The sequence below is a fragment of the Kitasatospora sp. NPDC086009 genome, from assembly GCF_044540385.1.
GTDB lineage: Bacteria > Actinomycetota > Actinomycetes > Streptomycetales > Streptomycetaceae > Kitasatospora.
Genome location: NZ_JBITSA010000013.1, coordinates 172,812 through 192,723 on the forward strand (window position 1 = coordinate 172,812; position 19,912 = coordinate 192,723).

A 19,912-nucleotide genomic window follows, 5' to 3' on the forward strand; every position below is an offset into this window, starting at 1 on the left:
CCATGTTCCGCAACCGCCCCGACACCACCCACCCGGCCGCCCTGCTGCGACGCCTGCGTCCGGGACCGCTGCCGATCGACCCGCAGGCCGATGTCGGGCGGCGGGCCTGGGCGGCCTGTCCGGGCTGCGACGACGCCCGCGGGTGCGCCGGCTGCGCGGAGCGGCGCAACTGCCGCGAGCACTGGCGCTACCTGCTCTCCAACACCGGCAGCGTGCTCCACCTCCAGTGCCCCACCTGCACCCACGTCTGGGACCACGAGACCGGCTTCGGCGCCACCCGGCAGGAGATCCGGCGACCGGCCTGAGCGGCGCCGCCGAGAGCACCGCCGAGGGCACCGCCCGGCCACCGGGCGGGCGGCCGCGTTCGGGTAGAGTCACCGGCACGGAGGCGGCCGTTCGCCGTCCCACGGCCTGCGCGAGGCGCGCGGGCCGACCGCCGTACCGGGGCCGATGACGCCCCCGCGAGGATCCGCCGGCAGGAGAAGAAGCGTGTGCGAGCCCCGGGTACCCGGCGCCACCGCCTGCCCGCCGTGAGCTTCCACGCCTGAACCGCCCGGCCGCCCCCACGGGGCCACCGCACTCACGGGTCGGAGCCCCGGGCCACCGGAGCACCCGCCCCCGGGCGACGCGTGGGACGCGGCCACGGCCTTCCGCACCCCGTCCGTCCCCCGCGCACCCGCCGGTCGCGCCCGAGCACGACAGGTCCACGCCGTCTTGCAGACTCCCCCGCCCACCGCTGCCGCACGCCTGCGGGCCGCCCGCCCCGACTGGCTGACCGACCCGAAGGTCTGGCGCACCGAGGTACTGGCCGGCCTGGTGGTCGCGCTCGCGCTCATCCCCGAGGCGATCTCGTTCTCGGTCATCGCCGGCGTACCCCCCAAGATCGGCCTGTTCGCGTCCTTCACCATGGCGGTGACGATCGCGATCGTCGGCGGGCGCCGCGCGATGATCTCGGCCGCGACCGGCGCCGTCGCGCTGGTGATCGGGCCGCTGAACCGCGAACACGGCTTCGGCTACCTGGTCGCGGCGGTGATCCTGGCCGGCGTCTTCCAGATCGTGCTGGGCGCGCTCGGGGTGGCGAAGCTGATCCGGTACGTGCCCCGCTCGGTGATGGTCGGCTTCGTCAACGCGCTGGCGATCCTGGTCTTCATGGCCCAGGTCCCCGAGATGACGGACGTGCCGTGGCCGGTCTATCCGCTGATCGCGGCCGGCCTGGCGCTGATGGTGTTCTTCCCGAAGGTCACCACCGTCGTCCCCGCGCCGCTGGTCTCGATCACCGTCCTCACCGTGGTCACCGTGGCGGCCGGCCTCGCGGTACCGACCGTCGGCGACAAGGGCGGCCTGCCGTCCTCGCTGCCGGTGCCCGGGCTGCCGGACGTGCCGTTCACCCCGCACACCCTGGCGGTCGTCGCTCCGTACGCCCTCGCGATGGCGCTGGTGGGGCTGATGGAGTCGCTGATGACCGCCAGGCTCGTCGACGACATCACCGACACCCGCTCCGACAAGACCCGGGAGTCGGTCGGCCAGGGCGTCGCCAACATCGTCACCGGCTTCTTCGGGGGCATGGGCGGCTGCGCGATGATCGGGCAGACCATGATCAACGTGAAGGTGTCCGGCGCCCGGACCAGGCTCTCCACCTTCCTGGCCGGTGCCTTCCTGATGGTGCTGTGCATCGTCTTCGGCCCGGTCGTCTCCCGCATCCCGATGGCCGCGCTGGTCGCCGTGATGGTGATGGTCTGCTTCGCGACCTTCGACTGGCACTCCGTCGCGCCGAAGACCCTGCGGCGGATGCCGGCCGGCGAGATCGCCGTCATGGTGATCACCGTCGCCCTGGTCGTCGCCACCTCCAACCTCGCCGTCGGCGTCGTCGCCGGCTCGATCACCGCCATGGTGATCTTCGCCAAGCGCGTCGCCCACCGCGCCGACCTCACCGCCGTCACCGACCCGGACGGCGGCCAGGTGATCTACTCGGTCACCGGGGAGCTCTTCTTCGCCTCCAGCAACGACCTCGTCGCCCGCTTCGACTACGCGGGTGATCCGGACCGGGTGGTCATCGATCTGAGCCGGGCGCACATCTGGGACGCCTCCTCGGTGGCCGCCCTCGACGCGGTCGAGGCCAGGTACGCGCAGCGCGGCAAGTCCGTCGAGATCACCGGCCTCAACCGGCCCAGCGCCGAGATCCACCGCAGCCTGAGCGGCGAACTCGCCGGCCACTGAGGCCGCCACCGGTACCACCGCGCCCGCCCTCCGGTCCGTCGGAGGGCGGGCGCGGTGCTGTGCCGGCGCCGATCAGCCCGGCAGCGCGTCCAGCAGGAGCTCCGGGCGCACCGGGAGGTCCCGCACCCGGACCCCGGTGGCGTGGTGGACGGCGTTGGCGACGGCCGCGGCGGTGCCGACGATGCCGATCTCGCCGATCCCCTTGGAGCCCATGGGGTTCAGGTGCGCGTCCTCCTCGTCGATCCAGTGGGCCTCCACGGACGGGATGTCGGCGTTCGCGGCCACGTGGTACGCGGCCAGGTCACGTTCGGCGTGGTCTCCGAACTCCCGGTCCATCGTGCTGTGTTCGAGGAGCGCCATCGAGACACCCATGATCATCCCGCCCACCAGCTGCGACCGGGCGGTCCGCTCGTTCAGGATCCGCCCGGCCGCGAAGACCCCGAGCAGCCGGCGCAGCCGCACCTCTCCGGTGTCGGCGTCGACCGCGACCCGGACGAACTGGGCGCCGAAGGCGTGCCGGGCGTACTCGCGACCGGCCTTGACCGCCCCCGTGGTGTCCGCCAGGTGGCGCAGCCCCTCGGCGGGCAGCGGCGCGGTGCCCCGTTCGGCCAGCGTGCGGCGCAGCCCGGTGCACGCCTCGTGGACCGCCCAGCCCCAGGACGCGGTGCCCGACGACCCTCCGGCGAGCGGAGCCCGGGGCAGGTCGGTCCGGCCGATCGCGACGCCGACCCGGTCCGCCGGCACACCGAGCGCCTCGGCCGCGATCCCGGTGAGGGCCGCCCGGGCGCCGGTGCCGATGTCGGTGGCGTTGGTGCGCACCAGGAAGGTGCCGTCCGGGAGGGCGACGGCCTCGGCGGTGGAGGGCGACACCAGCACGGGGTACGTCGAGGCGGCGACGCCGCAGCCGAGCAGCCAGGCCCCCTCGCGGCGGGGCCCCCGGGCGCGCTCGCCCGCCCAGTCGAACCGGCGCGCACCCTCCCGCAGGCACTCCACCAGGTGGCGGCTGCTGAACGGGCGGCCGGAGTCCGGCTCCACGGCCGGTTCGTTGCGCAGGCGCAGGTCGACCGGGTCCAGCCCGCAGGCCTCGGCGAGCTCGTCCATCGCGCATTCCAGGGCGAACATGCCCGGCGTCTCGCCCGGGGCCCGCATCCAGGAGGGGGTGGGCACGTCCTGGCGGACCACCCGGTGCGACGTCCTGCTGTGCGGCGCCGCGTACATCACGCGGGCCGGCACGGCGGCCTGCTCGACGAACTCGCGCACCGTCGAGGAACGGGTGACCACCTCGTGCGCCAGGGCGGCGAGCCGGCCGCCGTCGTCGGCTCCCAGGCGCAGCCGGTGCACCGTCGGCGAGCGGTGGCCGGTGAGGGCGGGCAGCTGGGCCCGGGGCAGGGCGAGCCGGACGGGACGGCCGACGTGCCGGGCGGCCATCGCCGCCAGGACGACGTGCGGCCTGGTGGTGCCCTTGCTGCCGAAGCCGCCGCCGACATGCTCGCTGATCACCAGGACGTCCTGCGGCGCCACCCCGAACAGTGCGGCCAGGGTCTCCTGGACGTTGTTGCCCCCCTGGCTGGAGTCGTGCACGGTGAGCCGGCCGTCGGCCCACCGGGCGGTGGCGGTGTGCGGCTCCATCGGGTGGTTGTGCAGCGGGCCGATGCGGTAGGTGCGGTCGATCCGGACGTCGGCCTGCTGGTAGGCGTGGTCGAAGTCGCCGTGGGTGCGGACGGCGGGGTGGCCGCCGTTGGCCTTCTCCGGCGTGTAGAGGCCGGGGTGGTCGTCGGTGAGCACGACGTCGTGCGGTTCGGCGGCGTAGCCGATCCGGACGGCCTCGGCTCCCGCCCGGGCGTCCTGCGGGGTTTCGGCGACGACCAGGGCGGCCACCTCGCCGCGGTGCGCGACCCGGGGGGACTGCAGCACGGCCAGCGTCGGGTCGCCGTCCGCGGGCAGGGTGAGCACGGGTGCGTCGCGGTGGCTGAGCACCGCGACGACCCCGGGGATCGCCAGGGCGGCGGCGGTGTCGACGGCGGTGATGTCGCCGCGGGCGACGGTGGTGGGGACCGGCCAGGCGTGGAGCAGCCCGTCGGGGTGGTGGTCGCCGGCGTAGCGGGCGGCTCCGGTGACCTTGTCCAGGCCCTCCGGTCGGGCGAGGTCGCTGGTCATCGCTGCTCCTGACCGGTGGCGAGCAGGCCGAGTTCGCGGACGGCGAGCCGGCGGGCCAGCGCCACCTTGAACCCGTTGTCGGGCAGCGGGCGGGCGGCGGCCAGTTCGGCATCCATGGCGGCTCCGACGGCGGCCTCCGTGAACGGCTCGCCGAGCAGCGCGGCCTCCGCGGTGAGAGCCCGCCACGGCCGGGGGGCGAGGGCGCCGAAGGCGAGCCGTACGGTCTCGACCCGGCCGTCGCGCAGGGTCAGGAGGGCGGCGAGCGAGCACGTCGCGAAGGCGAAGGAGGCCCGTTCGCGGACCTTGCGGTAGACCGAGCGCGCCCCGGCCGGGGGCGGCGGCAGCTCGACGGCGGTGACGAGTTCGGCGGGCCCGAGTTCGGTCTCGCGGTCCGGGGTCGAGCCCGGCAGGCGGTGGAAGGCGGTCAGCGGCATGGTCCGGTCCCCGGCGGGTCCGGTCAGGTGCAGGACGGCGTCGACGGCGACGAGCGCCACCGCGAGGTCGGAGGGATGGGTCGCCACGCAGTGCTCGGAGGTGCCGAGGACGCCGAGGTCGCGGTGGACGCCGGTGCGGGCCGGGCAGCCGGAGCCGGGCAGCCGCTTGTTGCACGGCTTGGAGACGTCCTGGAAGTAGAGGCAGCGGGTGCGCTGGAGCAGGTTGCCGCCGGTGGTGGCGGCGTTGCGGAGCTGACCGCTGGCCCCGGCCAGGACGGCCCGGGACACCACCGGGTGGCGCTCGCGGACCAGTGGGTGGTCGGCGAGGTCGCTGTTGCGCACGTTGGCGCCGATCAGCAGGCCGCCCTGCGGTGTCTCCTCGACGCGGTCGAGCGGTAGGCGGGCGATGTCGACGAGCAGCCCGGGCCGTTCGACGCCGAGCTTCATCAGGTCGACCAGATTGGTGCCGCCGGCCAGGGCCTTCGCGTCCGGACGCCCGGCCAGCAGGGCGACGGCGGCGGCCACCTCGGTGGGCCGGGTGTAGCCGTGGGGCTTCATGCCGGACCCTCCTCGTTCCCCGCCCCGGCCCCGGTGGCCGACGCGCCCCGGCCCTCGGCCTGGGCCTGCCGGACGGCCCGGACGATGGCCGGGTAGGCGCCGCAGCGGCAGATGTTGCCGCTCAGCAGTTCGCGTAGCGTCGCCTCGTCGGTCGGAGCGGGGTCACCGGCGGTCTCCGCGAGGACGCCGGCCGCCGAGCAGAGCTGGCCCGGCGTGCAGAAGCCGCACTGGAAGGCGTCCTGTTCGAGGAACGCCCGCTGGAGCGGGTGCGGGCCGTCCGGGCCGGCCAGGCCCTCGACGGTGGTGACCGCGCGGCCGTCCTGGGCGACGGCCGGCAGCAGGCAGCTGTTGACCCGCCGTCCGTCCAGCAGCACGGTGCAGGCACCGCACTGGCCGTGGTCGCAGCCCTGTTTCGCACCGGTCAGACCGAGCCGGTCGCGCAGCACGTCCAGGAGGGTGGCGCGGTGGTCGACCGTGAGGGTGTGCGGCCGATCGTTGACGATCAGGGCGATCCCGCTGCTCGTCGCGAGGGTGTCGGTGGCATCCATGGCCCACGCATTCCACGCGGGGCCCCGCCGGACACCCCCCGACCCGCCCGACAACCGCTTCGCCGTACACCGCCCCGGCGGGCGCGCCGGTGGTCACCGGCTCCGCCGGTGGTCACGGCGGTGCGAGGTCGCCCTCCGGGCGGCCGCCTCCGCCGTCGGGGGCCGGTGCGGACACGAACAGGTCGAGGGTGTCGGTCAGCACGAGGAGCCGCCGCACCACCTCGCTGGCCGCGATGAGGACCACGTCGCGCCCCCCGTGGTGGGCGGTCACCCGCAGGTCCAGCAGGGTGTTGAGGCCGGTGCTGTTGCAGAAGGAGACGCCGGACAGGTCGACGTCCAGGCCGCTGCCGCTGGCGTCCAGGGCCCGTTCGAGCGCCTCGTCGAGCGGCCCGGCGGCATCGAGGTCGATCTCCCCGGTCACCCGCACCAGGACCCGGTCCCCGTTCCGCGCGGTCTCCCAGTGCATCCACAGGCCGTGGGCGAGCCGCTGTCCGAGCGGGCGGCCGCCGTTCACCGCCGCCGCCGGCGAGGCCGGCGCGGCGTCGGTGCTCCTTCGGTACGGGTCTTCGACCATGGCCTCCTCCTCCGGGCGACGCAGGCGGACCCTTCAAGGGTGGGCCCTTCAAGGGTGGGACCCATCGCTTCGCTCGTCAACCGATGCCCGAACGCCGATTCGCCTGTGGCAAGAAGGGAATCGGCACTCCTAGGATGGGGGTATGGCCCTGGAAGGATCAGCGCGAACGGGCTGGACGTTCGTGACCAACCACGCCCGGGTGCTCGCCGCGATCGCCCGCGACCCCGGGGTTCGGCTGCGCGATGTCGCGCTGGAGGTCCAGCTGACCGAACGCGCCGTCCAGGCCATTGTGACCGACCTGGAGCAGGCCGGCTATCTCACCCGGTCCCGGACCGGGCGCCGCAACCTCTACCGGATCGCCGCCGGCACCTGGCTCCGGCACCCGGCGGAGTCCGGGCTGAGCGTGGCCGAACTCCTCGACCTGCTGGCCCGGGCCCACCACGACGGCGCCCCGGGGCAGGGGGCGGCGGAACCCTCCGGGGCCGGGGAGCAGGACGGCGACGGGCGCCGACACGCCCCGCAGCGGTCCGACCGGCACGCCGGCCGCCAGGTGTCCTGACCGGGTGGGTCGGTCAGTCCGCCGGGATGTGCGCGAGCATCCGCTCAACGCCGCCCACCCAGGTGGCCCTGAGCGCGTCGATCGCCCTTCTTCCTCGGCCTGGAGGCCGGCCGGAGCCGGCGGGCCCGGAGGCCCGGCCGGCCCGCGGCGCGGCGGGGACCGTCAGCCCTCGGCCGGCAGCTCGTAGACGTGGTCCGGGGTGATGATCGAGGTGATCGCCCTGGCCAGCAGGGTGCTCGGCTCGAAGCCGTCGTGCAGGATGTCGGTGTTGATCAGGAGCACCATGGTGGCCTCCTGCTCCGGCAGGTACATCGTCACGCTCTCGTAGCCCGGCAGCGAGCCGTTGTGCCCGACCCAGCCGTGCGTCCGGAAGAGCCCCAGGCCGTACCCGGCGCCGTCGAAGCCGGGGACGGTGATGAACTTCTCCCGCTGCGCCTGGGTGGCCGGGGACAGCAGGGTGCCGGTGGCGACCACCTTGGCCCAGCGGCGCAGGTCGTGCAGGTCGGAGATCATCGCACCGGCCGCCCAGCCCCAGCTCGGGTTCCAGTCCGTGGTGTCGGCGACGTCGCCGCTCAGCGTCTGGTTCGTGTAGCCGTGCGCGTGCGGCTGCGGGAACTCCGCGCCGGTCGGGAGGAAGGTGTGGTCCAGGTGGGCCGGCCCGGTGACCCGCTGGTGGACGAAGTCCTTGAGCGGCATCCCGGCGAGCTTCTCCACCAGCAGGCCGAGCAGGACGTAGTTGGTGTTGGAGTACTGGAACGCCGCGCCCGGGGCGAAGACGTTCTGGTGGGTGAAGGCGTAGGCCAGCACCTCCTGCGGGGTGAACGACCGGGTCGGGTCGCTGAGCAGCGCCTGCTGGAAGGCCGGGTCGGCCGTGTAGGAGAACAGGCCGCTGCGCATCTCCAGCATCTGCCGGACGGTGATGTGCTCGCCGTCCGGGACGCCGTCCAGGTAGGCGGCGATCGGGGTGTCCAGCCCGACCAGGCCGTCGTCGACCAGTTCCAGGACGGCGGTGGCGGTGAAGGTCTTCGTCTCGCTGCCGATCCGCATGTTGAAGTCGGTCCGCATCGGCGCGCCGGTCACGGTGTCGGCGACCCCGGACGAGCGGACGTAGGTGCCCCGGCCGGGCAGCCAGAGCCCGACGATCACCCCGGGGATGCCCGCCTCCAGGCGCGTGCACTCGATCGCCTCGTCGAGGCGGGCCGCGAGCGCGGGGTCCAGCCCGTGCGGCGGCCGGCCGTCGGCGGACCGGTCGGCGGCGGTGGCGGCCACCGCCACCGGGGCGGCCTGGACCGGGGACACCGAGAGGGTGACGGGCGCGAGGGTGGCGAGGGCGAGCAGGGCGGTGGCCAGTCTGCGTGCGGGCACACGGCGCATGGGTGGGGGTCTCCTCCGAAAGTGGGCGGACGCTGCGAGGCCAAGGTCACCACCCCCGTGGCCCTGCCCCGCGCGCCCGCCGCCCACCCCCCGGCGAGTCCATCCGTACGGACCACCGCCACGCTCGGTCCCCTCAGCTCACCGGGCCGGGCCCGCCCGGAGCCCCGGGGCCCACCGGGCGGGCCGGGCCCGGCGGCGCCGCACACCGCCGCCGGAAATCCTGACGAAATCCTTACGCGAGCGCCTCCGGGCCGGACACCACCCCCCTGACCTGCCGCGACGACCGTCCGCCGGCCGGGCGGGCCACCGGCCGCACCCCGGTCCCACCCCGGCGCCCCCGGTCCGCCCCCTCCGCTCCGGGAGCGGACTCGCCGAGGGGAGTACGATCGCGCCGACGAAGCGCCAAGTGGGGTCGAACGCAAGCCCGGTGACGCTCAGCGCACCCGGCGGCCAGGCCGCCGGGAGCCGCGGAACCGCTCGCCGTCCCCCCACCGGGCGCGTGAGGCGACGAGTCGAACGGGGGCGGTCGGCATGAGCACACCGGCAGGTAGTGGTCAGTTCAGCGTGAACAGTCAGGCGATGAAGGGTTCGCAGTCGGCCTTGAACGGCATGGCCCTGGACTGCCCCACCATCGGCGCGCTGGCGGACGAGTCGACCAACGCGGCGGCCGCCGCGCACCAGGGCTGGGACACCGCCGGTGCGCTGCGCGCGGCACTGGCCGAATGGCACGAGCAGGTCGAGCAGTTGACCGCGCGGCTGCACCGGAACAGCTCCGCGATGGAGCAGACGACGCTCAACTACCACACCACCAACCAGTCCATCGCCGACCTGCTCAAGGTGAAGTGACCATGCTCGGATACGAGGACGTCCTCCACGCGAACCCCGGCACGCTGTCCACCGCCGCGACGCAGTGGCGGGCGATGGCCGACCGGTTCCACACCATGGAGGGCAGCTTCGACCGCGACGTGCTCTCGGTGACCCGCGACGGCCTGTGGACGGGCGGCACGGCCGGTCTGGCCGACTTCCAACTGATGGCGACCAAGGGGCAGATCGTGGCCGCCCAGGTCGAGGCGAAGGCGATGGCCTCACTGCTCGACGACGCGCGGGCGGACTTCGAGGCCGCGCAGAAGCAGGTCCGCGACGCCGCGGACGGCGCGGTCAAGGCCGGCTTCAAGGTCACCGGCACCGGCGTCGCCGTGCTCGATCCCAGCACGCTCGACCCGGGCACGCTCAACGACCTCCACCACGACGCCGACACCCAGCGGGCCTACCAGGAGGCCGCGGGCAAGTGGACGCAGGCCATCGAGGCCGGCCTCCAACGGGCCACCGACGCCGACCAGCGCGCCGCCCGCGCCCTGCGCAGCGCCTCGAAGGCCGGCAGCTTCGACAACTCCTTCAACGGCTCGGCGCTGGGCGGCGGCGACCAGGCCGACGCGCGGCGCGCCGCCGACCTCGCCACCCGGATCGACAGTCTGAACGGCGACGAGCGGGCCCAGCTGGCGAACCTGATGAAGGCCAACGCGGACAGCCCCGAGTTCTCCCGGACACTGCTGGACACGCTCGGCCCCGACGGCACCCTGAAGCTCGCGGAGAAGCTCAACGACCCGGGCAAGGACGACGGGAAGAAGGGCAGCTACCCCGGTCTGCAGACCGACCTCACCCGGGCCGTCGCCTCCGCCACCCAGGACCCGAACACCGAGTTCTACCGGAAGTGGCGGGCCGGCCTGCGGGAGAACGGCACCAGGAACTTCGGCTCCAACACCGAGCCGGTCTACGGGTACCAGATCCTCGGCACCCTGATGGGCAAGGGCGACGCGAAGTACTCCACACCCTTCCTCACCGACCTCGGCGACGACATCATCGCCGCCGAGAAGAAGCAGCCGGGCCTGTGGAGCTACCGGGCGTCGCACGACGGCACCTCGCTCGGCGCCGACCCGCTGGACGAGCTGCTCGGCGTCATGGGCCGTCAGCCCGAGGCCGCGACCTCCTTCCTGGACCCGGGCGCGGACGGCTCCAACCAGCGGCTGCACTACCTGCTGAAGGACCGGGACTGGCCGCAGGGCTACCTCACCGGCTACACCGGCGAGATGAAGATGCCCGACCCGCTCTCCCAGAGCGGCCTGGCCGCCGCCGTCGAGGCCGCCGCCACCGGCGAGCGGGCCGGTACCGCGCACGACGGCAAGCACACCGAGGCCCAGGCTCGCGTCATGCACGACACCATCGTCACCATGGACGAGGGCCACGGCGGCGACAAGATCAAGGACACCCTGCGCCGGCCGCTCGCCAACGCCCTCGCCGACTACGTCGGCGACACCCACGAGCTGCTCAACGGCCGCAACGACGTCTACAACGGCCACACCGGCCACGACTCGGTGTGGAAGGACGGCGACACCACCCGGATGGCCGTCGGACAGGACAGCCTGGTCCGGTTCATGCGCGGCCTCTCCGACGATCCGGCCGCCTACGGCACCCTGCACCGCGCCGAGACGGGCCGGATCGACCAGGAGCTCGCCGCCATCGGGCCCAACCCCACCGAGGCCCAGATGAAGGACCCGATGGGCAAGGGCGCGGCGGCGCTCGGGGTCTTCGACGCGATCCGCGCCGACGCGGACCTGGACATGCGCGACGACAAGAACGCCCAGGCGGACTGGAAGGCCAAGGTCCTCTACCACACCATCGGCGCCCCGATCACCCCGATCGCACCGCTCGGCGACGCCGCCCAGCGCCTGGTCGACACCTGGACGTACGAGGTCAGCCTGGAGGAGAAGGACCGCAACAACAGCGAGGCCAACGCGAAGGTGTCGGACACCTACCTCGGTGCCAACCGCCAGATGTCCGACATGGTCGGCATCTGGGCCAGGGACCGCGGCATGGACCCGGACGGCCCGACCGTCAACTCCCTCCAGGACGACATGCTCAACAGCCGCAACCGCAGCAACGACGTCGCCGGCCGCTACCTCGGCCGGGGCAACGCCTGATGGCAGCCACGCCCGGGGCCCGCCGCACCGCGGCCGCCGCCACCGCCCTGGTGGTGGCGGCCGCGGTCGGCACCGGGCTCTGGTGGACGCTCGGGCGCGACGACCCCGACCGGGACTGCGCGGGCCTGCGCACGGACGCCCGCGTCCGGACCGTCCTCGGTGACACCTGGCGGTCCGACCTGCCGTGCGGCGAACTCGCCGCCGGGCTCCGCCGCGCCACCGTCGGGACGCGGCCCGGCGCCCACACGCTCGGGCAGGCCCACGCGATGCGCACGGTCGTGCTGGCCGTCGCCGACTCCGCCGGCCACCGGGTGCACCCGGACGTGCGCGGCCCGCTCGCCGAGGCCCTCGCCGACTACGCGGCCGACACGCACACGGTGCTCACCGGCGTCAGCAACACCGCGATGGCGCACGACGGCCCGGAGGACGACGCCTGGCAGGACGACCGGGGGGTGCACTTCGCCGTCCGCGAGGACCAGTTGATCGAGGTCCTGCGCGGCCTCGCCGAGAGCCCGGCGGCCTACGCCGGCCTGCGCGGGGCGGACCTGCGGCAGGGCGCGGCGGGCCTGGCCGCCGTCCCGGCCGACCCGTCGCCGGCCGCGATCGAGGACCCGCTGGCCCGCGCCGCCGCACCCGCCGGGGTCTTCGACGGGATCGCCGACGACGTCCTGCGCGGGCGCTCCGGCGCCGCCCGGACCGCCTGGCAGGAGGGGGTGCTCCAGGGCCTGGCCCCCGCCGGGGCGCCACCCGCGTTCGGCGACGCCCCTGCCGAGTACCTCGCCCGGACCTGGCTGGGTCGACTCGCGGAGCCCGCGCCCACCGCGCGGGAGCGGTTCGCCCGCCTCGACGACCAGGCCAACGGTCTCCTGGGCCTCTGGGCCGACGCCACCCACCAGGACGGGGCCCGGATCGGTCTGCCCGCGCTCCGGGACCGGGCCCGCGCGTCCACCGACCGCGAACGGGGCGCCGCGGCCGGACAGCTCAAGCAGGAGGCCTGACCGGCGCCGCCCCGACCGCCTAGGCCGGCCGGGGGCGCTGTTCCTCGTGGCCGCAGAGCCAGGCGAGCGCCTGGTAGGCGCCGAGGGCGTAGTCGGCGTCGTCCCGCAGCGGCTCGCTCACCCGGACGGCCGCGGCCTGGCATTCGGCCAGGAGCTGTGCCCGGCACGGCCCTCCGGCGGCGCCGAGCGGGGCCGCCGCGGTCACCGGGGCGCCGGGCTGGGCGCCGGCGGCCCAGCGGTAGGCGCCGAGTACTCCGTGTTCGAAACCGGTCCACGGTTGCGGCGATTGGTTGGCCTCCTCGATCGCCTCGAACACCTCGTCCAGCCCCCGCACCCCCACGGCCGGGATCGTCGTTTCGTCACTGGTCATGACCGCAACCTACGTCCGGCGGCGCCCGGTCGCCCGCCGAGGACGCCCGGCGGCGCGGTCCGGCCCACCGGGACCGGGTGTCCGTTCCCCTGGCGGTACGGGGGACGGCGGGCCGCGCACGCGGCCGGCGGCGTTGGGCCGTGGGAGGGGTCCGGCCCGCCCCGGGCAGCGCCCGACCCGCGGCGGCTCAGCCCGTGGCGGCTCAGCCCGAGGTGGCGACCCGGTCCCGCCACCACCGCAGCGTCGCCGCGACCTGCTCGTCGACGGGGGTGGCCCGCACCGCGAACTCGGCCTCGTAGGCGCTCGCGTCGACGACGAACGGGCGGTCGAACTGGTAGCGGGTCTCCTTCAGCTCCCGGAGCAGCGGGGAGAAGAGTGCCGCCACCCCCAGCACGGCCGGCGCCAGCCTGCGCACCGCGACCGGCCCCGTTCCCGCCCCGGCGGCGAGGCGGTCGACCATCTCCCGGGCGGACCGCGCGGGCGCCGTCGGGACGTGCCAGGCCCGTCCCCAGGCGCGTTCCTCGCCCGCGACCTCGACCAGCGCCCGGGCCACGTCGGGCAGGTAGCTCCAGCTGTGCGGGGCGTCCGGATCCCCCAGCGTGGAGACCGGCTTGCCGCGCAGCACGCGCGGCACGACCCGCCCGGCCAGGTGCCCGCCGTCGGTCACGCCGGGCCCGAAGAAGTCCGAGGCCCGCACCTCGACCGCCCGGATCCGGCCCTGCTCGTGCAGTCGGCGCGCCTGCTCCCACAGCGCGGCGCGCACCCGGCCCTTGGGCCCGGTGGCCGCGAGCGGCAGCCGCTCGGTCAGCGGGCCCGCCACCGGGCCGTAGCCGTAGAGGTTCCCGAGCATGACCAGCACGGCGCCGCTCGCCTCGGCCGCCGCGCAGGCCGAGGAGGCCAGCGGCGGCCAGTCCCGCACCCAGTGGTGGTACGGCGGCGCGGCGCAACTGTGGATCGCGGCCGCGCCCTTCGACAGCTCGGTCAGCCGGGCGCTGTCGGCCGCGTCCGCCGCGACGTGCTCGATCCCCGGTTCCGGGCTGCGGCCCGACCTGGTGACCACCCGTACGGTATGCCCCTGCTCGGCCAGCAGCCTGGCGGTGGCCGCCCCGGCGGGCCCGAATCCCATAACGACATGAAGGCTCACCCACGCACACTAGCGCGACCGCACGGATCCTTTCGGCCGTCGGTCCGCGCTCCGGGGCCCGGAGTTGGCCGCCCGGCGCCCCTGGGGGACCGGCTCAGGCCGGGCCGGGCGGCGCGTCGATCGCCAGCACCTCGGCGGTGGCCGGGCCCGCAGGCGTGTCGTAGGAGACGGCTTCCCCGGTGCGGCGGCCGAGCAGCGCATGGCCGAGCGGGCTGTCGTAGGTCACCAGGGTCTGCTCGAACTCGTTGGCGAGCTCGCCGATCTGGAACGTCTCCTCGCCGCCGTCGGCGAACCGGAGGGTCACGGTGCTGCCCACCCCGATGACACCGGGCGGAGCGGCGGGGGCCGTCGCCGCCTCGCTCAGTCGCGCGGTGATCCCGGCGATCCGGGCGTCCAGCCGGGCGGTCTCGGTGACGCGCTGCAACTCGTCGGCCTGGTCGGCCAGATCGCCGGCGGTATCGGTGCCGGTGCCTTTCAGGGTCGCCGCGACGGCGTCGCGTTCGATCCGCAGCTGCGCGAGCTCCTGTTCGAGGGCCTCACGGGCCTCGGGGCTGATGGGCTCGGGGACACCGGTCATTCCTGCTCCCGTGGTGTGGCGGGACAGAACAAATCGCCCTGAAGCGGGTATTTCCGAGCATAGCAAGGACCGTTCGGGCCGGTCGCCCCGGCGGCGCTCCCGGCAGGGTGACCGACCGGCCCCGTGTCCGGCCGGTCACCCCCCGGGGCCGGTCAGTCGCCGGCCGTGGTGGGGCGGTGGTGGACGTACTCGACCACCGTGCCGTCGGGGTGGCGGACGTTGAACCCGGCGCCGGTGGGAACGTCCCGGAGCGGGACGACGATCTCCGCCCCCTCGGCGAGCAGCCGCTCGTAGTAGGGGCGGACGTCGTCCACCAGCAGCGTGCCGCTGGTGTCCCGGTACGGCGCCAACTCGCCCTCCTCGCCCGCGATCAGCAGGAACGCGCCGACGGTCGCCAGCCGCAGGGCGCCGAAGTCGAAGCCGGAGTCGGCCGTCACCGCCTGCAGCCGCTCGTAGAAGGCGACGGCGCCGTCCAGGCCGTCCGGTTCGAGGAAGACCCGGATCAGGACACGGGGCTCGGCGAGGTGGGAGGAGTCGTTCTGCCGGCGCCACACCCGGGGCGTCCGCTGCTCAGCTGTCATACCGTCAGCCTCGCCCGTCCCGGGCGGTGGTGGCAGCCCACCGTTCATGGGGTGAGTCGCACTCATAGGATCAGCCCATGGACGAGTCGCTACGCCGAGAGCTCGGTGCCCATCTGCGCGCGGCCCGGGCGTCGATCGCCCCGCAGGACGTCGGCCTCGGCGCCGGCGGCCGGCGCCGCTCCCCCGGGCTGCGCCGCGAGGAGGTCGCCACCCTCGCCGGGGTCAGCGTGGCCTGGTACACCTGGCTCGAACAGGGCCGGGTGAGCACCTCGCGACAGGTGGTCGACGCCGTCTGCCGGGCGCTGCGGATGGATCCGGTCGCCCACCGGCACGCCCTGGCGCTGGCCGGGTTCCTCCCCCCTCCCCCGCGCGCCGGGCAGTGGGCGGCGGCCGTCCCCGGCCCGGACACGCTGGCGCTCGTCGACAGCTGGCACGCCACCCCGGCGCTGGTACTGGACGAGCGCTTCGACGTCCTCGCCGCCAACGCGGCCCACCGGCGCCTGTGGGGGCCCCTGGAGGAGGCCCCGGCCGAGGAGCGCAATCTGCTGCTGCACCTCGCCGCGGGCCCACCCGGACGCCACCGGATCACGGCCGGCCCCGCCGACGGGAACGGCCCCGGCGGACAGGCGCTGCTGCGCGGCCTCTACGAGCAGTTCCGGGCCGCCACCGCCCACGTCCCCGACGACCTCCGGTCCGCGGAGATCGTCCGCCGGCTGCACGCGCTGCGGCCGGACGCCGCGCACTGGTGGCAGTGCCGCGCCGTCGCGGACTTCCGGCCGAGCACGGTCGAGGTGGTGGACACCGGGCGCCCGGACCGGGTGCTGCGGCTGACCTTCTCGCTGCTGCGGCCGGCGGCCGACACCGGGGTGCTGCTGCTCACCCAGCACCCGGCCGACGCCACCGGAGCCGCCCTGCTCGCCCGGCTCGCGGCGTGCGCCGACCCGACTGACGCGGCGTCAACCAGTCTGTAGGCAGAGCATGGTGTCCGGCGATCCCGGCTCGTTCGCGCGGGTTCGGCCGCCGCCGCGGGTGGAACACCCCCCAAGGGATTTACGGTGGAGGGAACAGCGCCATGGGCCTCTTGCACACCGCCTGCACGGTGGCCGTTCCGCTCCTCGCGATGTGGTCCGTCCTGCGCGTGTGGTTCCGCGGCGACGCCGTGGTCGCGGACTCGCTCGCCGCGTACTGCTGGTCGGCCGTCGGCATCGCGCTCGGCCGGACGGCCGGTCCGTGGTGGCTGCCGGCCGTCTGCTGGACCACCGCGGGCGCCACCCTGCTGTCGCACGTGATCTCGCTGCTGAGGCTGCTGTTCGAGAAACCGCTGGTCCGGGTCGACCCGGCACGCTTCCGGGAGAGGCTGCTGGAGATCTGCGGGACGGAGACCGGACCGGAGGCCTTCCTGGTCGGCGTGGGCCCGGACGGCACGGTCGTGGTCCGGGGCCTGGAGGCGGCCGGAGTGCCGCGCCACCGGCACCGGCCGGGCCCCGGCTGCGCCACCTGCTACCTGGAGGAGTTCGTCCGCGAGCTCGCCGTCAACGGCACGGACGCGGTGGACCGCTACCGCGGCCTGCTGAAGCGCCGCGCCAACCGGCTCTTCCTGCTGCGGCGCGGGGTGGTCGACAACCGGTGGACGGCGGAGCTCCGGCAGGTGCCGGGCTTCAGGACGCCGTTCGAGTACTCTCCGTGCGCCGTCCACCGCCTCTGACGGCGCTCCGCACACCCCCGGTCGCACCGGAGCGGCCGTTCGGACCGGCGCCGCGGTGGCACCGGTCCGAACGGCCCCGGCAGCGGGTCCGCGGAGCGGAGGCGCTCAGGGAAGCAGCTTGTCCAGGGCGGCGGGGCCCTCCGCCGCCAGCTTCCGCTCCGCCCACGCGAGGGTCTCCGGGGTGATGTCGCGCCCGGAGGCCAGCACCAGGTCCTCGGGGGTGACCTCACCGCCGGCGCCGGTGTGCAGCAGGGCGTCCGGCGTGACCTCGCCGGGCCACTGAATCGAATCGGGTCGGTCGTTCATACCGCCTCCTAGTTCGTTCACTGCCTCCATCCTGGCGCCTGGAGGGCGAAAACGGACAGCCGTACGGGGTACGCGGGGCCAGATGGTGGAACCGGCCGCGCGCTCGGCCCGCGCGGGGGTGGCACCGGGAGCGCGCCGGAACCCGGACAATGACGGGATGAGCAGCGCACACCAGCAACCCCGTGGCCTCACCTCACTGATCCCGCAGTCACGGGCCACCACGGCCAGTGAACGGGCCGCCGCCCAGCTCCTGCACCTGCGCGAGACCTCGCTGCCGGTGCCGGTGGTCGCGGCCGCCGCCGAACTGATCGCCGACCGCCTGGACGACCCGGATCCGGTCACCCGCGAGGTCGCCGCCGCCGTCCACAGCCGCCTGCTCGCCGCCCTGGCGGACATCGCGCCCGGCCGGTGAGCCCGCCCGGCGACCGGGGGCCGCTCAGCGGGTGCCGACGGCGTCCAGGACGCGCAGCGCCCGGTCGGGCAGCTCGACCGAGGCCGCCGCGATGTTCTCGCGCAGGTGCGCCACCGAGGAGGTCCCGGGGATGAGCAGGATGTTCGGGGAGCGCCGCAGCAACCAGGCCAGCGCCACCTGCCGGGCCGTGACGCCCAGGTCACGGGCGACGTCCTCCAGGGCGTCGGCCTGGAGCGGGCGGAAGCCGCCCAGCGGGTAGTAGGGCACGTAGGCGATGCCCTGCTCGGCGCACCGGTCGACCAGGTCGTCGTCCCCGCGCAGGGCGACGTTGTAGTGGTTCTGCACACAGGCCACCGGGGCGATGTCGCGAGCCGCCCGGACCTGCTCGGCGCTGACGTTGCTGACCCCGAGGTGGCGGATCAGGCCCTGCTCGCGCAGTTCGGCGAGGACGGCGAACGGCCCGGCGAGGTCGGCGGCGGCCCGGGTGTCGGTCATCCGCAGATTGACCAGGTGCAGCGCCGGTACGTCCAGCCGCCGGAGGTTGTCGTGGACGGCCCGGACCAGCTCGTCGCGGGACAGGGCGGCGGGCCAGGCCCGGTCCGGGGTGCGGCGGGCGCCGACCTTGGTGGCGATGCACAGGTACTCCGGGTACGGGTGGAGAGCCTCCCGGATCAGGTCGTTGACCACGTGCGGGCCGTAGTAGTCGCTGGTGTCGAGGTGCGTGATCCCGGCCTCGACGGCGGCGCGCAGGACGGCGAGGGCGGCGTCCCGGTCCCGGGGCGGCCCCCACACCTTCGGGCCCGCCAGCTGCATCGCGCCGTAGCCGAGCCGGGTGAGGGCCAGCCCACCGATCTTCCAACTGCCCGCCGCGGCCGGGGCGGTCGTCTCTGAGGTCATGCCCGGATGATCTCCGGGCCGTACACTGGGCCGCCAACGATTAAGGGATGTCCGAATCCTGAGGAGGCCGCGTGCACGCGGAACTGGCGTTCTCGGCCGCCGACCTGGCCCTGGTGCGGTTCGCCGTCTCGCCGATGTGGGAGGTGGGCACCAGCTACCGGCTGCTGGCCTCCGGCGCCACGCACCCCGTGCACCAGCCGTGGATCCAGCAGGTCCGGCCGCGGGTCACCGCCGCGGGCCTGGACCGGGGGCTGCTCGCCGAGCTGGTGCCGCGCGCCGGCTACGTCGCCGACTTCCTCAACCCGGCGCCCGCCGGGCCCGCGCCCACCCTGGCGCGGGAGCTGGCCGGGATCCGCGCCACGCCCCCGTCCCGGGTGCACCAGGACCTCGAACGCCTGCGGGGTGAACAGGGCTCCCCCGGCCCCCGGCTGCGGGCCCTCCAGGCCTCCCCGCCGGCCCAGCTGGAGCGGCTGGCGGAGGAGATCGAGACGTACTGGGAGCTCGCCCTGGCCCCCTACTGGGCGCGGATCCGGGCGGTGCTCGACGCCGATGTCTTCCACCGGGCCCGCCAGGTCGCCGAGCACGGCACCGGGCGACTCCTCAACGAACTCCACCCCTCGGCGAGTTGGGACGACAACGCGCTGCGGATCGCCCGCCGGCGGCGGACGCTGTCCCGGCAGGGCGCCGGCGACGGGCTGCTGCTGATCCCCTCGGCGTTCACCGGGCCGCACCTGCTCACCCGGCTGATGCCGCCGGAGCCGCCCCAACTCGCCTATCCGGCCCGCGGCATCGGCGCCCTGTGGGAGTCCCGGCCGGCCCCGGCGGCGAACGCCCTGGCCGCCGTCCTCGGCCGCTCCCGGACCAGGCTGCTGACCGAACTGGACTCTCCGGCGTCCACCACCGAACTAGCCCGCCGCACCGGGCTCTCCCCGGCCGGGGTGTCGCAGTACCTCACCGCACTGCGCGACGCCGGCCTGGTCAGCGCCCACCGGGCCGGCCGCTCGGTGCTCTACGCCCGTACCTCCGTCGCCGAAGCCGTGCTGGCGGCACCCCGGCCCTGAGGGCGCCGGCCGAGGGGGCTTGACCGGTCGTCACCCGTCCTGCGATCTTGGCGGGCGACCGGGCGACCGGGCGACCGGGGGCCGCCGCGAACGGCAGTACCGAGGGGGAACAGAGTGAGCACGACGGGGATGCGGGAATTCCGACGGGAGCGGCGACCCGGCGGCGGGCGCTGCTCGCCGGAGCCGTCGCCGGGCTGACCGGCGTGGCGGCGGTCGCCGGCGCCGGACCGGCCGGCGCGGCGACCACGACCCGAACGGGATCTACCTCACGGACTGCAAGTTCGAGACCTCCCAGCTGCAGGGCGGCCCGCACCTGAGGGTCGACGCCTCCTGCAAGCACGTCTACGCCCAGGACATCTACGCCTACGCGGGGAACTTCGCGCCCGGCTACGCCACCCCGCAGAACATCATCGCCTGGGCCGGCATCGCCGGCGCCCTGGAGAACGTCCTGATCGCCAACGG

Annotated in this window: 21 protein-coding genes; 10 read left to right on the forward strand and 11 right to left on the reverse strand. The window is 75.0% G+C overall.

Annotation, left to right across the window (positions count from 1 at the left end; translation table 11 throughout):
• Nucleotides 1-2 precede the first annotated feature (2 nt).
• Both ACIF6L_RS27275 and ACIF6L_RS27280 read left to right on the forward strand, forming a co-directional pair.
• Nucleotides 3-305, forward strand: a complete 303-nt coding sequence (locus ACIF6L_RS27275) for a hypothetical protein (protein WP_352287878.1) — start codon at nucleotides 3-5, stop codon at nucleotides 303-305.
• 409 nt (nucleotides 306-714) lie between these two features.
• The gene (locus ACIF6L_RS27280; protein WP_359807583.1) at nucleotides 715-2,217 is read left to right on the forward strand and encodes a SulP family inorganic anion transporter; all 1,503 of its coding nucleotides are present in this window, start codon (nucleotides 715-717) and stop codon (nucleotides 2,215-2,217) included.
• A 72-nt stretch (nucleotides 2,218-2,289) separates the two neighbouring features.
• Here ACIF6L_RS27280 and ACIF6L_RS27285 read toward each other — a convergent pair whose 3' ends face one another.
• The 4 genes from ACIF6L_RS27285 to ACIF6L_RS27300 all read right to left on the reverse strand — a co-directional run bounded on the left by ACIF6L_RS27285 (nucleotide 2,290) and on the right by ACIF6L_RS27300 (nucleotide 6,488).
• Nucleotides 2,290-4,374, reverse strand: a complete 2,085-nt coding sequence (locus tag ACIF6L_RS27285; RefSeq protein WP_396490167.1) for a xanthine dehydrogenase family protein molybdopterin-binding subunit — start codon at nucleotides 4,372-4,374, stop codon at nucleotides 2,290-2,292.
• The gene (locus ACIF6L_RS27290) at nucleotides 4,371-5,366 is read right to left on the reverse strand and encodes an FAD binding domain-containing protein (protein ID WP_396490165.1); all 996 of its coding nucleotides are present in this window, start codon (nucleotides 5,364-5,366) and stop codon (nucleotides 4,371-4,373) included. Before ACIF6L_RS27290 ends, ACIF6L_RS27285 begins: the two co-directional genes overlap by 4 nt.
• Complete coding sequence (locus tag ACIF6L_RS27295) at nucleotides 5,363-5,914, reverse strand: (2Fe-2S)-binding protein (RefSeq protein ID WP_396490163.1); 552 nt, start codon at nucleotides 5,912-5,914, stop codon at nucleotides 5,363-5,365. Before ACIF6L_RS27295 ends, ACIF6L_RS27290 begins: the two co-directional genes overlap by 4 nt.
• A gap of 112 nt (nucleotides 5,915-6,026) precedes the next feature.
• Nucleotides 6,027-6,488 (reverse strand): STAS domain-containing protein, encoded by a 462-nt coding sequence (locus ACIF6L_RS27300; protein ID WP_396490161.1) that lies wholly within the window; start codon nucleotides 6,486-6,488, stop codon nucleotides 6,027-6,029.
• A gap of 142 nt (nucleotides 6,489-6,630) precedes the next feature.
• Here ACIF6L_RS27300 and ACIF6L_RS27305 point away from each other — a divergent pair, with 142 nt between their 5' ends.
• Complete coding sequence (locus ACIF6L_RS27305; protein ID WP_359807570.1) at nucleotides 6,631-7,047, forward strand: helix-turn-helix domain-containing protein; 417 nt, start codon at nucleotides 6,631-6,633, stop codon at nucleotides 7,045-7,047.
• Nucleotides 7,048-7,209: 162 nt separating this feature from the next.
• Here the strand turns inward: ACIF6L_RS27305 and ACIF6L_RS27310 are convergent, their stop codons facing one another.
• Nucleotides 7,210-8,421 carry a serine hydrolase domain-containing protein gene (locus tag ACIF6L_RS27310; RefSeq protein ID WP_396490159.1) on the reverse strand — a complete coding sequence of 404 codons (1,212 nt, stop codon included), beginning with the start codon at nucleotides 8,419-8,421 and terminating at the stop codon, nucleotides 7,210-7,212.
• Between the two features lie 579 nt (nucleotides 8,422-9,000).
• On the opposite strand from ACIF6L_RS27310, the gene ACIF6L_RS27315 reads away from it, so the two are divergent.
• Genes ACIF6L_RS27315 through ACIF6L_RS27325 form a run of 3 tightly spaced genes read left to right on the forward strand, consistent with a single transcriptional unit; the run spans nucleotide 9,001 to nucleotide 12,397 of the window.
• On the forward strand, nucleotides 9,001-9,267 hold the full coding sequence (locus tag ACIF6L_RS27315; protein ID WP_329485709.1) for a hypothetical protein: 267 nt from the start codon (nucleotides 9,001-9,003) through the stop codon (nucleotides 9,265-9,267).
• A 2-nt stretch (nucleotides 9,268-9,269) separates the two neighbouring features.
• Complete coding sequence (locus ACIF6L_RS27320) at nucleotides 9,270-11,399, forward strand: DUF6571 family protein (RefSeq protein WP_359807567.1); 2,130 nt, start codon at nucleotides 9,270-9,272, stop codon at nucleotides 11,397-11,399.
• Complete coding sequence (locus ACIF6L_RS27325; protein WP_396490157.1) at nucleotides 11,399-12,397, forward strand: hypothetical protein; 999 nt, start codon at nucleotides 11,399-11,401, stop codon at nucleotides 12,395-12,397. The genes ACIF6L_RS27320 and ACIF6L_RS27325 overlap by 1 nt, the downstream gene beginning before the upstream one ends.
• Nucleotides 12,398-12,416: 19 nt before the next feature.
• Here the strand turns inward: ACIF6L_RS27325 and ACIF6L_RS27330 are convergent, their stop codons facing one another.
• From ACIF6L_RS27330 to ACIF6L_RS27345, 4 genes are all read right to left on the reverse strand, one after another.
• Nucleotides 12,417-12,767, reverse strand: coding sequence for a hypothetical protein (locus tag ACIF6L_RS27330; RefSeq protein ID WP_359807563.1), 351 nt, complete (start codon nucleotides 12,765-12,767; stop codon nucleotides 12,417-12,419).
• A gap of 202 nt (nucleotides 12,768-12,969) precedes the next feature.
• On the reverse strand, nucleotides 12,970-13,911 hold the full coding sequence (locus ACIF6L_RS27335; RefSeq protein ID WP_396490155.1) for an NAD-dependent epimerase/dehydratase family protein: 942 nt from the start codon (nucleotides 13,909-13,911) through the stop codon (nucleotides 12,970-12,972).
• A gap of 94 nt (nucleotides 13,912-14,005) precedes the next feature.
• Nucleotides 14,006-14,488, reverse strand: coding sequence for a GreA/GreB family elongation factor (locus ACIF6L_RS27340; protein ID WP_329485714.1), 483 nt, complete (start codon nucleotides 14,486-14,488; stop codon nucleotides 14,006-14,008).
• A 152-nt stretch (nucleotides 14,489-14,640) separates the two neighbouring features.
• Nucleotides 14,641-15,069: a VOC family protein gene (locus ACIF6L_RS27345; RefSeq protein ID WP_359837849.1), complete on the reverse strand. Its 429-nt coding sequence runs from the start codon at nucleotides 15,067-15,069 to the stop codon at nucleotides 14,641-14,643.
• Between the two features lie 77 nt (nucleotides 15,070-15,146).
• Here ACIF6L_RS27345 and ACIF6L_RS27350 point away from each other — a divergent pair, with 77 nt between their 5' ends.
• The gene (locus ACIF6L_RS27350; protein ID WP_396490153.1) at nucleotides 15,147-16,040 is read left to right on the forward strand and encodes a helix-turn-helix domain-containing protein; all 894 of its coding nucleotides are present in this window, start codon (nucleotides 15,147-15,149) and stop codon (nucleotides 16,038-16,040) included.
• 101 nt (nucleotides 16,041-16,141) lie between these two features.
• Nucleotides 16,142-16,774, forward strand: a complete 633-nt coding sequence (locus ACIF6L_RS27355; RefSeq protein WP_396490152.1) for a hypothetical protein — start codon at nucleotides 16,142-16,144, stop codon at nucleotides 16,772-16,774.
• Nucleotides 16,775-16,879: 105 nt separating this feature from the next.
• Here ACIF6L_RS27355 and ACIF6L_RS27360 read toward each other — a convergent pair whose 3' ends face one another.
• A complete protein-coding gene (locus tag ACIF6L_RS27360) occupies nucleotides 16,880-17,080 on the reverse strand; it encodes a hypothetical protein (RefSeq protein WP_329485718.1) in 201 nt (66 codons plus the stop codon).
• 157 nt (nucleotides 17,081-17,237) lie between these two features.
• On the opposite strand from ACIF6L_RS27360, the gene ACIF6L_RS27365 reads away from it, so the two are divergent.
• The gene (locus tag ACIF6L_RS27365) at nucleotides 17,238-17,492 is read left to right on the forward strand and encodes a hypothetical protein (RefSeq protein ID WP_329485719.1); all 255 of its coding nucleotides are present in this window, start codon (nucleotides 17,238-17,240) and stop codon (nucleotides 17,490-17,492) included.
• Between the two features lie 24 nt (nucleotides 17,493-17,516).
• On the opposite strand, the gene ACIF6L_RS27370 is transcribed toward ACIF6L_RS27365, so the two are convergent.
• Nucleotides 17,517-18,389 carry an oxidoreductase gene (locus ACIF6L_RS27370; RefSeq protein WP_396490150.1) on the reverse strand — a complete coding sequence of 291 codons (873 nt, stop codon included), beginning with the start codon at nucleotides 18,387-18,389 and terminating at the stop codon, nucleotides 17,517-17,519.
• Between the two features lie 71 nt (nucleotides 18,390-18,460).
• On the opposite strand from ACIF6L_RS27370, the gene ACIF6L_RS27375 reads away from it, so the two are divergent.
• A complete protein-coding gene (locus ACIF6L_RS27375; RefSeq protein ID WP_396490148.1) occupies nucleotides 18,461-19,450 on the forward strand; it encodes a DUF5937 family protein in 990 nt (329 codons plus the stop codon).
• Nucleotides 19,451-19,912: the final 462 nt, after the last annotated feature.

Bases quoted from the DNA above. Each gene is read 5' to 3' on its own strand.
- ACIF6L_RS27275 (WP_352287878.1), top strand. From the start codon at position 3: ATGTTCCGCAACCGCCCCGACACCACCCACCCGGCCGCCCTGCTGCGA.
- ACIF6L_RS27285 (WP_396490167.1), bottom strand. From the start codon at position 4,374: ATGACCAGCGACCTCGCCCGACCGGAGGGCCTGGACAAGGTCACCGGA.
- ACIF6L_RS27290 (WP_396490165.1), bottom strand. From the start codon at position 5,366: ATGAAGCCCCACGGCTACACCCGGCCCACCGAGGTGGCCGCCGCCGTC.
- ACIF6L_RS27295 (WP_396490163.1), bottom strand. From the start codon at position 5,914: ATGGATGCCACCGACACCCTCGCGACGAGCAGCGGGATCGCCCTGATC.
- ACIF6L_RS27300 (WP_396490161.1), bottom strand. From the start codon at position 6,488: ATGGTCGAAGACCCGTACCGAAGGAGCACCGACGCCGCGCCGGCCTCG.
- ACIF6L_RS27305 (WP_359807570.1), top strand. From the start codon at position 6,631: ATGGCCCTGGAAGGATCAGCGCGAACGGGCTGGACGTTCGTGACCAAC.
- ACIF6L_RS27310 (WP_396490159.1), bottom strand. From the start codon at position 8,421: ATGCGCCGTGTGCCCGCACGCAGACTGGCCACCGCCCTGCTCGCCCTC.
- ACIF6L_RS27315 (WP_329485709.1), top strand. From the start codon at position 9,001: ATGAAGGGTTCGCAGTCGGCCTTGAACGGCATGGCCCTGGACTGCCCC.
- ACIF6L_RS27320 (WP_359807567.1), top strand. From the start codon at position 9,270: ATGCTCGGATACGAGGACGTCCTCCACGCGAACCCCGGCACGCTGTCC.
- ACIF6L_RS27325 (WP_396490157.1), top strand. From the start codon at position 11,399: ATGGCAGCCACGCCCGGGGCCCGCCGCACCGCGGCCGCCGCCACCGCC.
- ACIF6L_RS27330 (WP_359807563.1), bottom strand. From the start codon at position 12,767: ATGACCAGTGACGAAACGACGATCCCGGCCGTGGGGGTGCGGGGGCTG.
- ACIF6L_RS27340 (WP_329485714.1), bottom strand. From the start codon at position 14,488: ATGACCGGTGTCCCCGAGCCCATCAGCCCCGAGGCCCGTGAGGCCCTC.
- ACIF6L_RS27345 (WP_359837849.1), bottom strand. From the start codon at position 15,069: ATGACAGCTGAGCAGCGGACGCCCCGGGTGTGGCGCCGGCAGAACGAC.
- ACIF6L_RS27350 (WP_396490153.1), top strand. From the start codon at position 15,147: ATGGACGAGTCGCTACGCCGAGAGCTCGGTGCCCATCTGCGCGCGGCC.
- ACIF6L_RS27355 (WP_396490152.1), top strand. From the start codon at position 16,142: ATGGGCCTCTTGCACACCGCCTGCACGGTGGCCGTTCCGCTCCTCGCG.
- ACIF6L_RS27360 (WP_329485718.1), bottom strand. From the start codon at position 17,080: ATGAACGACCGACCCGATTCGATTCAGTGGCCCGGCGAGGTCACGCCG.
- ACIF6L_RS27365 (WP_329485719.1), top strand. From the start codon at position 17,238: ATGAGCAGCGCACACCAGCAACCCCGTGGCCTCACCTCACTGATCCCG.
- ACIF6L_RS27370 (WP_396490150.1), bottom strand. From the start codon at position 18,389: ATGACCTCAGAGACGACCGCCCCGGCCGCGGCGGGCAGTTGGAAGATC.